The 14,266-nt window shown below is 27.4% G+C and carries 17 protein-coding genes; 14 read left to right on the top strand and 3 right to left on the bottom strand.

The window, feature by feature from the left end; genetic code table 11:
- The 14 genes from KJQ99_RS06220 to KJQ99_RS06155 form a co-directional block, all read left to right on the top strand.
- The coding region (locus KJQ99_RS06220) for a sensor histidine kinase (RefSeq protein WP_214150294.1) at positions 1–1,421 on the top strand (1,421 nt) is incomplete at its 5' end.
- Positions 1,414–2,646 carry an FAD-binding protein gene (locus KJQ99_RS06215; protein WP_214150293.1) on the top strand — a complete coding sequence of 411 codons (1,233 nt, stop codon included), beginning with the start codon at positions 1,414–1,416 and terminating at the stop codon, positions 2,644–2,646. The genes KJQ99_RS06220 and KJQ99_RS06215, both read left to right, overlap by 8 nt.
- Before the next feature lie 44 nt (positions 2,647–2,690).
- A complete protein-coding gene (locus KJQ99_RS06210) occupies positions 2,691–3,044 on the top strand; it encodes a diacylglycerol kinase (protein ID WP_214150292.1) in 354 nt (117 codons plus the stop codon).
- The gene (locus KJQ99_RS06205) at positions 3,041–3,766 is read left to right on the top strand and encodes a Nif3-like dinuclear metal center hexameric protein (RefSeq protein WP_214115833.1); all 726 of its coding nucleotides are present in this window, start codon (positions 3,041–3,043) and stop codon (positions 3,764–3,766) included. Before KJQ99_RS06210 ends, KJQ99_RS06205 begins: the two co-directional genes overlap by 4 nt.
- Before the next feature lie 9 nt (positions 3,767–3,775).
- Positions 3,776–4,480 carry a zinc ribbon domain-containing protein gene (locus KJQ99_RS06200; protein ID WP_214115832.1) on the top strand — a complete coding sequence of 235 codons (705 nt, stop codon included), beginning with the start codon at positions 3,776–3,778 and terminating at the stop codon, positions 4,478–4,480.
- Positions 4,481–4,497: 17 nt separating this feature from the next.
- Positions 4,498–5,628: a glycosyltransferase N-terminal domain-containing protein gene (locus KJQ99_RS06195; RefSeq protein ID WP_214150291.1), complete on the top strand. Its 1,131-nt coding sequence runs from the start codon at positions 4,498–4,500 to the stop codon at positions 5,626–5,628.
- Positions 5,615–6,373: a pseudouridine synthase family protein gene (locus KJQ99_RS06190; RefSeq protein ID WP_214115830.1), complete on the top strand. Its 759-nt coding sequence runs from the start codon at positions 5,615–5,617 to the stop codon at positions 6,371–6,373. Before KJQ99_RS06195 ends, KJQ99_RS06190 begins: the two co-directional genes overlap by 14 nt.
- A gap of 147 nt (positions 6,374–6,520) precedes the next feature.
- Positions 6,521–6,964, top strand: coding sequence for a 3-hydroxyacyl-ACP dehydratase FabZ (gene fabZ, locus KJQ99_RS06185; protein WP_214115829.1), 444 nt, complete (start codon positions 6,521–6,523; stop codon positions 6,962–6,964).
- Complete coding sequence (gene lpxA, locus KJQ99_RS06180) at positions 6,961–7,752, top strand: acyl-ACP--UDP-N-acetylglucosamine O-acyltransferase (RefSeq protein WP_214150290.1); 792 nt, start codon at positions 6,961–6,963, stop codon at positions 7,750–7,752. The genes fabZ and lpxA overlap by 4 nt, the downstream gene beginning before the upstream one ends.
- Positions 7,742–8,956, top strand: coding sequence for an ATP-dependent Clp protease ATP-binding subunit ClpX (gene clpX, locus KJQ99_RS06175; protein WP_214115827.1), 1,215 nt, complete (start codon positions 7,742–7,744; stop codon positions 8,954–8,956). Before lpxA ends, clpX begins: the two co-directional genes overlap by 11 nt.
- Complete coding sequence (locus KJQ99_RS06170) at positions 8,953–9,990, top strand: rod shape-determining protein (RefSeq protein WP_214115826.1); 1,038 nt, start codon at positions 8,953–8,955, stop codon at positions 9,988–9,990. The genes clpX and KJQ99_RS06170 overlap by 4 nt, the downstream gene beginning before the upstream one ends.
- Positions 9,983–10,753, top strand: coding sequence for a rod shape-determining protein MreC (locus KJQ99_RS06165; RefSeq protein ID WP_214120317.1), 771 nt, complete (start codon positions 9,983–9,985; stop codon positions 10,751–10,753). Before KJQ99_RS06170 ends, KJQ99_RS06165 begins: the two co-directional genes overlap by 8 nt.
- A gap of 88 nt (positions 10,754–10,841) precedes the next feature.
- Positions 10,842–11,219, top strand: coding sequence for an NINE protein (locus tag KJQ99_RS06160; RefSeq protein ID WP_214115824.1), 378 nt, complete (start codon positions 10,842–10,844; stop codon positions 11,217–11,219).
- A 4-nt stretch (positions 11,220–11,223) separates the two neighbouring features.
- Entirely contained in the window at positions 11,224–11,817 is a 594-nt protein-coding gene (locus KJQ99_RS06155) for a hypothetical protein (protein WP_214150289.1), read from the top strand.
- Between the two features lie 19 nt (positions 11,818–11,836).
- Here the strand turns inward: KJQ99_RS06155 and KJQ99_RS06150 are convergent, their stop codons facing one another.
- The 3 genes from KJQ99_RS06150 to KJQ99_RS06140 all read right to left on the bottom strand — a co-directional run.
- Entirely contained in the window at positions 11,837–12,070 is a 234-nt protein-coding gene (locus KJQ99_RS06150; RefSeq protein WP_214150288.1) for a hypothetical protein, read from the bottom strand.
- Positions 12,067–12,999, bottom strand: a complete 933-nt coding sequence (gene trxB / locus KJQ99_RS06145; protein ID WP_214150287.1) for a thioredoxin-disulfide reductase — start codon at positions 12,997–12,999, stop codon at positions 12,067–12,069. The genes KJQ99_RS06150 and trxB overlap by 4 nt, the downstream gene beginning before the upstream one ends.
- 59 nt (positions 13,000–13,058) lie before the next feature.
- Positions 13,059–14,266, bottom strand: a 1,208-nt coding sequence (locus tag KJQ99_RS06140; RefSeq protein WP_214150286.1) for a phosphoethanolamine transferase, incomplete at its 5' end; no start/stop codon positions are given.

Below are 14,266 nucleotides of genomic sequence, written 5' to 3'. Positions count from 1 at the left end.
ACAATACGCTTAGTATTAGTTATGAATTTAGTTCTAATTTAGATTATTTAAAAAATGATGAAAAGCTAAATAAATTAAATAAATTATTTTTAAATCTAAGCTCAAATGAGGCGTATTTAAAGGATATTAAATTATTTATTTTAAAAGAAAATATTTGCATAGAAAAAGATAAAATAAAATTAAATTGCCAATATGATTTTAATAATCAAACAGATATTTTACTTAGATTAAATACCGAACCAGTTTATTTAATTAATTTAAAAATAAATGAAAATTATGCGATTACTTATACAATAAGTGCAAAAAAATTATTAGTTAATTTAAAAATTCAAGATGATTTTTTAGCTGCTTTAAAGTATGAAAATGAGTATTTTTATAATGAATTTGATTGGCAAAATAAAACTAAACTTTTAAAAAATGATGAAGATATAATTAAGTTAGATGATAAATATTATTTAAGTAATGAAATTATTTTAAATGATAGATTTTTAATATTGATTAAAAAAGATATTACAAAAGATTATAAAACTCATTTACATATAATAAAAAAGGCTTTTATAATTAGTGTGATTTTGGTATTTTTTGCTTTTATTGGGGTATATTTTGTTTTAGGATTTTTAATTAATAAATTATTAAAAACCGAAGAAAAACTAAGAAAATTAAATGCAAATTTACAAGAAGAAGTAAAAAATCAAGTTGAAATAATTAAGGCTAAATTAGATGAAAATACACAAAAAGAACAATTGCTAAATCATCAATCAAAATTAGCTGCATTAGGTGAAATGATAGCTTGTATAGCTCATGAATATAGACAGCCATTAGCAACTTTAGGTGCAATTTCTAGTTATCTTGAGATTAGTTTAGAAAAACAAAAAATTGATGATAAGTTTCATCAAAAATTAAAAGAGATAAATCCTATTTTAAATTATATGTCAAAAACTATTGATGAATTTTATGATTTTTATAAGACAAAGCAAGAAAAAAGCTCTTTTTGTGTTTATGAAGCTATTTTAAATTCTTTAACGATTTGTAATGCAAGCCTTACAAGGAATGCAATTAATACTACTTTAAGACTTGATAAGAATTTAAAAATAAATTCATATAAAAATAGTTTAGCTCATGCAATAATCAATCTCATTACAAATGCAAAAGATGCTTTAGTTAATATAAAAAATCCTTATATTATAATTAATCTTTATGCTTATAAAAATAATATTTATATTAGTATAAAAGATAATGGAATAGGGGTTAAAAAGGATTTAGAAGAAGAAATTTTTAAACCTTATTTTAGCACAAAAAATGGTTCAGGGCTTGGGCTTTTTATGATAAAAAATATTTTAAATAGTGAGTTAAATGCTGATGTGTTTTTAAAAACTAGAAAAATTGGAGCTAATTTTTATATTAGGATTGCTTATGAATGAGTTGTTTTGTTTAATTGTAGGTAGTGGTATTAGTGGTTTAACATTGGCGAATTTATTGGTTAAACAAGATATTTTATTAATTGAGCAAGATGATGAATTAGGCGGAGCTAAGAGTTATTTAAATTTTGCTGCTAGTAATTCATCTTTTCAGCAACTAGCAAATATAAAAGATGATAAATTTTATGATGATTTGATTTCTTATTCAACTAATTATGCTGATTTTACTTTATTAAAAGAGCTTAGTGAAAAATCAGCACAAGCTACTCAACTTTTAAAAAGTTTTGGGGTTGAATTTGAATTAGCTATATCAAATAGCTTAAATCATTCAGTTCCTAGAGAATTACACCCTTTAAAAAATGCTAAAGAAAGTGTGATAAATCCATTAATCAACAGATTGCTTAGTAAAAATGTAAATATATTAACTAAGGCTAAATTAATTGATTTTGATAATGGTATTGCAAGTATTTTACATAAAGATGAAATCATAAAAATTAAGGTTAAAAATATAGCTTTTTGCACTGGTGGATTTGCAAACGATAAAGAATTTATAAAAATTCATTATCCACTAGCTTATTATGCTAAAACTATGTCTAAGAACAATTCAAATTCTTTAAAGATTTTATTAAAAAATGGAGCAATCCCAACTCAATTAAGTCTAATGAGATTTGCTTTTGTTTTGCCTATGGATATTTTTAAATATGGAATTTTAATTAATTCTGATTTTAAAAGATTTGTTAGAGAAGATAGCTCAAGGCAAGATTTAGCAATAGCGATTTTAAATGAAATTAAAAATAATAAATTAGTTAAATTACTCCTAGATAATCACGGAATAAATTATATAAATGATACAAGTATATTTTACAAATACTATTCTTTAGAAGAAATTGATAAAAGATTAATTAATTGCGTTGATGAATACAATAGCTATTTTAGTAATAGGATTGATAAATTGGGTAAAAATCTTAATAATATTTCTATTAAAGCAATTAATAAGCCTATGTTTTATTTGGCTAATGTAGATGTTTATTTAAACTATACTTTAGGTGGGGTTAAATCAGATATATTTGCAAGAGTAATTGATATAGATACTAATACAGCTAAGAATAATATGTTTGCTATAGGAGAAGTTAGTTCTATGTTTGGAGAAGCAAGGCTTAGTGGAGCTGCTAGCATAGCTTGTGTTGTATTTGCTATGAATGCTAGTAAATTTATGCTATCAATTTGAAAGTATTAATAATTTTTTTATAATCTAGCTAAATAGGAGAAAATATGAAGAAGAAATACTCATTTTTTAAAAACGCAAGTTATGCTTTAGCAGGGGTTAAAAGAGCTTTAAATGAAAGTGCTTTTAGGATAGAATTTGCAATAGGAATTTGCTTTATTTTATTTGCTTTATTTTATCCTTTTTCTTTATTTGAAAAGGCATTTTTAATAGGTGTTATTATTTTAGTATTTGCTGCTGAATGCTTTAATACCGCTATTGAGAGCGTTGTGGATTTGGCAACTTCAAAATACCATAAACTTGCAAAAGATGCAAAAGACTTGGGCTCTGCTGGAGTATTTTTTACTATTTTAATAGCTGTTTTAACTTGGCTTAGCGTTTTATATAAGGAATTTTTATGAAAATAAGTGAGATTTATAAGATTTTAGATGAATTAAGTCCTTTTAATACCCAAGAAAGTTGGGATAATAGTGGGTTAATTTTAAGTAATGATGATAGTTGCGAAAGGATTTACCTTAGCCTTGATTTAGATTTTAATCAAGTAAAATCATTTTTACCAAATTCATTGATTATTACTCATCATCCTTTGATTTTTAAGGGTATTAAAAGTATTAAAAATGATTATGCTGGTAATATTTTAAAAGAATTAATCAAAAAAAATTGTGCTTTAATTTCTATGCATACGAATTATGATTTAAGTCATTTAAATAGATATTTTTGTGAAAAGTTTTTAGGCTTAGAAATAATTGAAAGCGATGGGTTTTTAGCTTATGCTAAGAATAATTTTAAAGATATTTATGAATTGGCTGATTTTTTAAAGGCTAAATTAAACTTAAAAAAAATATCAATATCTTTAGCAAAAGAAATAATTCAAACTGATTTAATAGGAATTTGCACGGGTTCTGGAATTTCATTGGCTAGTGAGCTTAAGAGTAATATATTTTTAACAGGAGATATTAAATATCACGACGCTTTAGCTCTTAGTGAAAATAATATAAGTTTAATCGATATTAAGCATTATGAAAGTGAGATTTGTTTTGCTAATTCTTTAGCGAGTAATTTGCAAAAATTACCGATAGAGATTATAATCAGCTCTTCAAAAAATCCATTTTTAGAGTATTAAGGACATACTATGAATAAACACCTATCACAATTAGTAGAGCTTTCTAAATTAGATAAAGAAATAGATAGTTTTTTACCACAAATTGAAAGTGCTAAAAGAGAAGCGAACAATTTAGAAGATAAAATTAAAAGTCTTGAGAATAAAAATTCAAAATTAGAAGAAAGCATAAAAGAAATTAGTGAGAGTAAAGTAAAAGTAGAAAATCACATAGCTCAATTTTCAACAAAAATCAATGAAACAGCTAAAAAAATTGCTTTAGTAAAAACAGAAAAAGAAGCAAACGCTTTAAAATTAGAAGAAGAAATCGCAAGAGAGCAATTAGAAGCTGCAAATGAAGAAATATCAAAATTAGAAAAAATAGTAGATAATAAAAAAGAAGAAATTAAAGAAAATCAAAAAGAAATTACTAAATTAAATGATGATTTAACTATAGCAATAGCTAATCAAAAATCAGCACTTGATGCTATTGAAGAAAAAAGAAAAGAAATTTATGTAAGAAAAGATAAGTTAGCTAGCGAAATTGATAGCAAAGTTTTCGGATTTTATGAAAAAATTAGAAAATGGGCTAAAAATACTGCAGTAGTTCCTGTTAAAAAACAAGCTTGCTATGGTTGTTTTATGCAACTAAATAGCAAAACTTTTAGCGCAGTTTTAAAAAGTGAAGAGATTAATAACTGCCCACATTGTGGAAGAATTTTATACATAGAAGAGTAATTTTTATAATTTAAAAAATGTATTTTTTTTATATTCTTGTTTCTATTTTAATTTATCCTTTATTCTTATTGGTTTTAATTCCTTTAAGTTTTAAGGATAAATATTCTAAACTTTATCAAAAATTTTTACCATTCAAAAAGCATAAAATAGCAGATATTCATTTTCATTTTGCAAGTTATGGAGAAGCTGTCGCTTTAGGCGAGTTGATTAAATATTATAAAAATAAAGGTTTTAAAATATTACTTACTTGTTCATCAAAAACAGGACTTATGAAAGCAAAAGAATTTGATGATAATGCTTTTTTACTACCTTATGAGCCATTATTATATTTATGGCTTAAACCTGCTAAGACTTTAATAGTATTTGAAGCAGAATTATGGTTAGCTTTACTTAAAATATATAAAGATTTTGATAAAAATACTATTTTATTAAACGCTAGAATGAAAGAAAATAGCTTTAAAAATTATAAAAAATTTAGTTTTTATTATGCAAAAATATTTTCATATTTTGATTTAATTCTTGCTCAAAGTAATGAAGATAAAGAAAGATTAGAATATTTTAATGCTAAAAATATAGAAGTTTTTACAAATATAAAGATTACAAATAAGCCAATAGTTACTAAGCAATTAAGCAAAAATAAAGAAATAATTTTAATTGCAAGCACTCACGAAAATGAAGAAGAAATAATTCTAAATAAGCTAGATAAAAATTTCTTAAAAGATAAATGTCTAATAATAGCACCAAGACACCCTGAAAGATTTCACAAGGTTGAAAAATTACTTAATAATAAGGGTTTTAATATTGTAAAATATAGCAATGATTGTGATGGATATTTAAAAAGTGAAGTATTTTTGCTAGATACTTTAGGAGAATTGATTAATTTTTATTCAATTAGTGATTATGTGATTTTGGGTGGTTCTTATGTTAAAATAGGCGGACATAATTTCGCCGAAGCTGCGTTTTTTGGCTGCAAAATCACTTCAGGAACTAATGTATTTTCTCAATATTCAAGTCTAAAATGTATAGAAAATATAAAAATTAGTGATGATATTGATTTTACAAATGTTAAAAATGCTAAAATCAAAAACGAATATACTTTCAACGCATTATGCGAAATATTAGATAGGAAAATAAATGAAACAAGATAAAGCATATAAATTATTAGCAATTCAAGAAGGAATTTCAAATTCAGCTGCTAAAGAATTAATAGATTTAGGTTTAGTAATGCACGGGGGCAAAAGATTAGAGATTGCAAGGGGTCTTATGCCTGTTAATACTATTTTTAAACTTGCAAAACCAGAGCTTAGCGTATTGTTTGAAGATGATAATTTATTAGCTATTAATAAGCCAATTGGTATTGCGAGCGAACATATTAAAAATAATTATACTCTTTTAAATAGACTTGATAAGGATACAAGTGGCATTGTATTATTTGCTAAAAATGAAGAGTTTTTAAAGGCTGCAAAAAACGAATACAAAAAAGAAAAAGTGCAAAAACTCTACCTAGCAATTACTAATAAAATCGTAAGCGAAGGAATGGAGATTGATGAGCCAATTTTAACCATAAAAGGCAAAAGTGCATTTAGTAAAATTAGTAATAGCGAAAACGCAAAATACGCTTATACTAAAATAGAGCCTTTAATTATAGAAGGTAAAAAAACCTTATTAAAAGTGCAAATTGCAACAGGTAGAACTCATCAAATAAGAGTTCATTTAAATAGCGTTGGGCTAGGAATTTTAGGCGATGTTAAATATAGTAAAATAATTAGCTCAAGGCTGATGCTTCATTGTGCTAGGACAAAAATATTTGATTATGATATAAAAACTCCTATGCCAAATGATTTTCATAAAGACTTTGAATTAAAAGGGCTTAATTTAGACTTTTTATTTTAATTTTTAATGCTTTTAAGATAGTTTTTATTTTAAAAGCATTGGAATTTTATAAATTATACTTTACCAACGATAAAGCTTATAATTATTACACTTTGTTTAATTGCTGAAATTAAAATAAATCCCTTTAAGCATAGTAAAGGAATAATAATGTTAGATGTAATGCAAATTCAAGAAATTTTACCACATAGACCACCATTTTTGTTAGTTGATAAAATCACAGAAATCAATCTTGATGAAGGTTATGTATTAGGTTATAAAAATGTTAGTATAAGTGATCAAGTATTTGCAGGACACTTTCCAGGTCATCCGATTTATCCAGGAGTTTTAATATTAGAAGGAATGGCTCAAACGGGTGGAATTTTAGCTTTTCAAAGTATGAAAGATAGTGTTGATCCTAAAAGCAAGGTAGTATATTTTACAGGAATGGAAGAAGTAAAATTCAAATCACCAGTAAGACCAGGCGATAAATTAGTATATAAAATGAGCGTTGTTAAAAACCGTGGAGCAATGTGGGTGTTTAGTGGCGAGGCTTATGTAGATGATACATTATGCACTCAAGCAATTTTAAAAGCGATGATAGTAGATAAATGATTTCAGATTTAGCAATAATAGAAAATGGTGCAAAAATAGGCAAAAATGTTAACATTGAGCCTTTTGCATATATAGGAAGTAATGTAGAAATTGGTGATAATTGCATTATTAAAAGTGGTGCAAGAATTTTAGGAAATACAAAAATAGGAAATAATTGCAAGATTTTTTCTTATGCTATTTTAGGTGATATTCCACAAGATATTTCTTATAAAAACGATGATTTTTCAGCTTTAATAATAGGTGATAACACAACTATTCGTGAGTTTTGCACTATAAATTGTGGCACACAAAAAGGCGATGGATACACAAGAGTTGGAAATAATAATTTCATAATGGCTTATGTTCATATTGCACACGATTGCACCTTAGCTGATAATATAATTTTAGCAAACAATGTAACCTTAGCAGGGCATGTTGAAGTTGGCTCATTTAGTGTGATTGGCGGACTTACTCCGGTTCATCAATGGGTTAAAATAGGCGATTATTGTATGCTTGGAGGTGCTTCAGCATTATCTCAAGATTTACCACATTTTTGTCTAGCTGAAGGTAATCGTGCTTATGTTAGAAGTCTTAATTTAGTAGGGCTTAGAAGACATTTAGAAAAAGATAAAATAAATGAATTAAGTGAAGCATTTAGTAAGATTTTTAGAAGCAAAACAGGGCTAATTAGCGATAGAGCAAAAGCTTTATATGAGAGTTCAAATTCTGCCGAAGTTGTTAAATTATGCTCGTTTATTTTAAATACAAAGCGTGGAATTCCAGTGAAAGGAAATGATAATGAGCAATAATATTTGTAGTTTTTGTGGCAAATCTTATCCGTTTGACCTACTTTCAAATGGTAAAAATAATACAATTTGTCCTACTTGTGCTGGTGTTATATTTAAAATGTATGATGCTAAAAATAAAGAATTAGCAGTAGATGAGGTAGCTGATAGTTTAAAAGATATAAGTTCAAAAGCTTTAAAATCTCATTTGGATAATTATGTAATAGGTCAGGATAGAGCAAAAAAGGTTTTAAGCGTAAGCGTTCATAATCATTATAAAAGGCTTATGAGTAATGCTGATGAGAGTGATGTGGAATTAGCAAAATCAAATGTTTTATTAGTAGGACCTACAGGAAGTGGTAAGACACTTTTAGCTCAAACTATGGCAAAAGCACTTGATATTCCTATAGCAATTTGCGATGCTACGAGTTTAACTGAAGCTGGATATGTAGGAGAAGATGTTGAAAATATCTTAACAAGACTTTTACAAGCAGCTGATTATAATGTTGAGCGTGCAGAATGTGGGATAATTTTCATTGATGAAATTGATAAAATCGCAAGAAAGGGAGAAAACCGCTCAATTACAAGGGATGTAAGCGGAGAAGGCGTTCAGCAAGCATTGCTTAAGATAATAGAAGGTAGCGTTGTAAATGTCCCACCACAAGGCGGTAGAAAACACCCAAATCAAGAATTTATTCAAGTTGATACTTCAAATATTTTATTTATTTGTGGTGGTGCTTTTGATGGAATTGAAGAGATTTTAAAGCAAAAGCAAGGCGAGAATGTAATGGGTTTTGATACTACTAGCGTTAAACTTAGTGAAGATGAATTGTATTCACATATTGAGCCTGATGATTTGATTAAATTTGGTCTAATTCCTGAATTAGTTGGAAGATTGCACGCAATTGCAAGTCTTAATGAAATTAGTGAAGAAGATATGGTAAGAATTTTAATTGAGCCAAAAAATTCAATAATTAAGCAATATCAAAAGATTTTTGAATTTGATGGTGTTAAATTAGAATTTGATAAAGACGCACTTTTAGCTATTGCTAAAAAAGCTCTTGATAGAAAAACAGGAGCAAGAGGTCTTCGTGGGATATTAGAGCAATTATTACTTGATTTAATGTTTGATTTAGATAAATATGAAGGTTATGAAATCGTTATAAATAAAGATTTTGTTAATGGCGAAGGCGATGCTATTTTTTTAAAAATTAAGGATAATAAATGATACTAGACCATTTAATAGGGTTATTTTCAAGTGATATGGGTATTGATTTAGGCACAGCAAATACTCTTGTGCTAGTAAAAGATAAGGGTGTAGTAATTGATGAGCCAAGTGTTGTAGCAGTTCAACATACAAAATATGGAAAGAGCAAAATTTTAGCAGTTGGTAAAGAAGCTAAAGAAATGCTAGGCAAAACTCCTAGCGATATTCAAGCAATTCGCCCTATGAGAGATGGGGTTATAGCTGATTTTGATATGACTGAAAAAATGATTAGATATTTTATTGAAAAAACACATAAAAGAAAGAGTTTTTTACGCCCTAGAATATTAATATCAGTTCCTTATGGTCTAACTCAAGTTGAAAGAAAAGCAGTTCGCGAAAGTGCTTTGAGTGCTGGTGCAAGAGAAGTGTATTTGGTTGAAGAGCCAATGGCTGCAGCAATTGGTGCAAATCTTCCCGTGCAAGAGCCTGTAGGCTCATTAGTAGTTGATATTGGTGGTGGAACTACTGAAATAGGAGTTATTACTCTAGGTGGTCTTCATACTGCAAAAAGTATTAGAACAGCAGGAGATAAGCTAGATAGCTCAATTGTAAATTATGTAAAAGAAAAATACAATCTAATAATTGGCGAAAGAACTAGCGAAGATATTAAAATTCAAGTTGGTTCAGCTATTCAATTACCTGAAGAATTAACTATAGTTGTTAAAGGAAAAGACCAAGTAAAAGGGCTTTTAAGTAAGGTTGAGCTAAGTAGTGAAGATATTCGTGAAGCTATAAAAGAGCCTTTAAAAGAAATTGCTGATGCGCTTAAGTTCGTATTAGAAAATACAAAACCAGAACTTGCAGGCGATATTGTAGAAAATGGTATAGTGCTAACTGGTGGTGGAGCATTAATCCGTGGAATTGATAAATATTTAAGCGATATTGTGAAATTACCTGTTTATGTTGCTGATGAGCCACTTCACGCAGTAGCAAGGGGAACTGGAAAAATACTTGAAGAGATTTCTTTACTAAGACAAATAGTAAATGATGAATAAATTTAAATTATTACTCCTAATATGCGTTTTGCTTACATCTTCTTATTATTTTGTAGCAGATGTTAAAAACGCTGTTTTAGGGGTTAATGATTTTGTTTTAAATAAGCTTTATAATGCTTATGATTACACCAAACAAAATATTACTAAATATTTTAATCAAGTAAATCAGATAGATGAATTAAGCACAGAAAATAAAAAGCTAAAACAATACAAATTCTTATATGATAATTTGGTTATAGAATATAACAATCTTGCAAAAGCTCATAATCTTAAAAAATATGAATTTGAATTAGCCTTAACTAGGGTATTATCTTATGAAAAAATTGGAAGTTTAACTAAATTTTGGATGAGTTATGATGGTATAAAGCCTGATATTACTTATGGTTTGATATATGATAATAATGCAGTGGGGATTATGTATTCAAATAATAATAGAGCTTATGCACTTAGTTTAAATGATGAAAAATGTGTTTTTTCTGTGGTTGTTGGGGAAAATAAAACTCCTGCTATTTTACAAGGTAGTAAAAATTCAATTTATGTTAATTTCGTTACTGATTATAAAGAATTAAATATAGGAGATTTGGTTTATACGAGTGGAAAGGATTTGATTTTTCCAGAGGGTATTTATGTTGGAAAAGTAGTAAAAATCATAGATGAAGCTGGGTATAAAAGAGCTATTTTAGAAGATACAAAAACTCTTAGTCCTTATAGATATGTTTATATGGTAAGTGCTAAAGAGAACTCACAAGAAATTAAAAATTAAAATCTTAAATTATTTTTTATTAATTTACCCTTTGTTAATAGGGGGGGGGTGTAGAATAATTACTTCATTTTAAAAAAAAGGAGTAATTATGGATAAGAGTTCCATTTTAATGCTACTTGATAATAAAATTTCAAGCGAGCAAAAGTTTATGCTAAATGATAAACTTGATAATTTAAGCGAAGAAAAATATAAAAACCTTCCACTAATCCCGTTAAAAAGCCCAATTTTAGCAGCAGTTTTAGGGTTTTTCTTCGGAGTTTGGGGTGTTGATAGATTTTATCAAGGAAATATGCTTTTAGGATTTTTAAAAATAGGTCTATTTTTAATAGGCTTAGCTTCGACACTTATATTTATCGGAGTTTTTATTTTATGGGCTTTATATATTTATGTATTAGTTGATATATATTTTGTATATAAAGCAGTTCAAAAAGACAATTACACAAAAATATTACAAATAATAGGATGATTTTATGAAAACAGATTTTTTAATTTCTAACAAAGGTCAAGAATTAATCAAAAACGAAGAAGAATTAAGAGTAAAGTTGAGTGAATTTGTAGGAGAATTGCCAAATGCTGCAATAGTTGATGAGTTAAGCAATGCAGCAAAATACTATACAAATAATGGCGAATCAAATATAGCAAGATATTCTTTTAGACTAAAAGATATATGTCTTCCTACATTGTTGTTTAGTTATTTTAGCTATGCGTTGCGTTCTATGTGGATTTATGCAGGAATTGTTTATGGGGCAATTGTGGTTTTATCTTTTTTTGGTTATTTTTGTTTTAAACCAAAGGGCTTATCAAATTCTTTTGATTTTTCTTATATTAGTTATGTTTTAATTTATGTAATTATCAGCGTTTTAACAAGTGCAACTTATAGATATTTTTTATTAAAAGAATTTTTCACTAAATACGAGCTAACGCCTATTAGCAAACCTAGAAAACCCATAAATATCTTAATAGCTATTGGATTTATTATTGCTTTATTATTAGTTATAAAATTAATTAGCCTTTTTATTGTAGGTGCTAGTGTAATGGCTATTGGTGGTGTAACTAGATGGTAAGAATAGGAATTTAAAATTCCTATTTTATATAGCTTAAAGATTTTTTAAGCTTTTTTAATCTTTCTAAATCTTTATGCTTTAATTTTAGTAAAGTTTCAATTAATTGAGTATGCAAAGCTTGTAATTCTACTAATTCATCTTTACTTAGAGTATCTAGCCAACCGCTATTAATTTTATCTTCTAGCTCATTGGCTAAACTTTCTAATTCGTAAAAGTCTTCATTAACTAATGCTAATTTGATTTTAGTTATCAATGTTTGCTCTCTAAATATGAAATTACGCCTAAAGCAGCGTTAGCACCATCAGCCGCAGCACAAACAACTTGTCTTGGGGCATCTACTCTTAAATCTCCCGCAGCAAACAAGCCTTCAACACTCGTTCTCATTTTTAAATCAACCTTAACAGCATCTCCTACCATTTCGCATAAAAATGAGCCATCAGTTTGTTTTAATACTTCATTTCTCACATCAAGTCCTACGAAAGTAAATATCCCTGGAACTGCTAAATCTTTTTTGCTACCATCATTAAATACTATTTTAACCCCAGTAACTCCAGCATTATCTCCTATAACTTCTTCTACTTTAGCGTTTAAAATGAACTCAATTTTTTCATTTTTCTTAGCTCTTTCAACGGTTGATGGAGCTGCACGAAAACCTTCTCTTCTGTGGATTAAATATACTTTAGAGCATAGATTAGCTAGATAAAGTGCTTCTTCAAGTGCGGTATCTCCACCACCTAAAACTGCAACTTCTTTTTTTCTATAAAACGCACCATCGCAAGTTGCACATGTGCTTACTCCACGACCAAAAAATTCATTTTCGCCTATAAAACCAGCTTTTTTAGGAGCTGCTCCTGTGCAAACTATAACAGCTTTAGCATCTTCGCTTGAATTATCAGAGAAAATTATTTTAAAATTCTCGCCATTTTTTTCAACTCTTATTACTTCTTTTTGCTCGATTTTTAGACCAAATCTAGTGCTTTGCTCACTCCAAGGTGCCATAAAGCTAATTCCATCCATTACGGTTGCAACGCCTGGGTAATTCTCCATTTCACTTGAGCTTGTGATTTGTCCGCCTGGCATAAATTTTTCATACATTACAACATTTTTAAGCCCACCACGAGTTGCATATAATCCCGCACTAAGACCAGCAGGGCCACCACCAATAATAGCTAAATCTAACATTTTATCTCCTAATTAATAATTTTTATTATTTAATAATAACTTTATTAAGTTAATCAAGTTTAAAATTTATTATACTTTAATTCGTTACCAAACAATCTAATTTTGTCTTTTTTATAATCACTTCTAAGTGGGCTTAAATAACTTTTATATTCAATAGGATAAATTCCTGCAATATCACAAATTAAATGTATTAAATCATCGCTCATAAAAGGCAAATCTTTAGCTTTATTTAAATCTTTTAATAGTTTTTTATGATTTTCTTCAAAAGAATTTGAATAAAGAATTATAAAAGGTATTTCAGCAGTAATTTTATCTAAAATATGCCCTAAAACAGATTTACTTTTATCATCATATAAGCTTTCAGCATGGTCGCTTAAATAAATTATCAAACTATCATCATTTTTAAATATATCATAAATATTTTGGATTATATAATCAGTATAAAGTATGGAATTATAATATTCTGCTATGCTTTTTTTATCGCTTATATTAGTTTTAATATCGCTTTCATTAAATTTTGCAAATTCTTTAGGATAGCGTTTTTTGTAATTTCCGTGATTTCCTAAAAGATGAATTACTATGAAATTATTATCACTTAATTTTAGGTTTTTAATAATAGGCAATAAAACCCCATCATATTTTGCATAACTTAAAGTATCGCTAGAGCTCATATATTTATTTGTAAAATAAGAAAAATCACTCATAATACCAACACTAGCAGCATTATTTCCCCATTCACTAATATAGTCTTGATTAGATATCCAAAAGGTTTTGTAATTTGCTAATTTGAATAAATTAATAATATCTAAATTCTCATAAAATTTTCTTTCACTTAAATTATCTAAATTAGCAAAATTAAGCAATACACTCATTACTGGATTTGTAGAAGCATAAGGGGCAATAACATCAGAATAAATTATTTTATTTTTTATATTTATTAGATTAGGTGTGGTGTTTAATTCTTGCCCGTAGTCTTGATAAGCACTTCTTCTTGAGCTTTCTCCTATTATTAAAACTATATTTTTTATGTTTTCATTAGCTTTTAATTTTTCGTGATTATTAGCAATTTTTAAATAACTCTCTTGCATTATTTTAGAATTAATCAAAATATCATCTGTATAAATTAATTCTTTATTAAATTTAATAAAAGGAATATTTATATATCTACTAAAATCATATTTAATAGCTCTTCTTAAATCATTCCCAAAGCACACTACGAAGATTAAAATAATAAAAGCTATGTTTAATTTGTTATTTATCTTTATAT

The organism is Campylobacter sp. 2018MI13 (assembly GCF_018501135.1).
In the GTDB taxonomy this organism is placed as follows: Bacteria; Campylobacterota; Campylobacteria; order Campylobacterales; family Campylobacteraceae; genus Campylobacter_E.
Note: the sequence above shows the minus strand (reverse complement) of the source record. Positions and strands in the feature narration are given on the sequence as shown.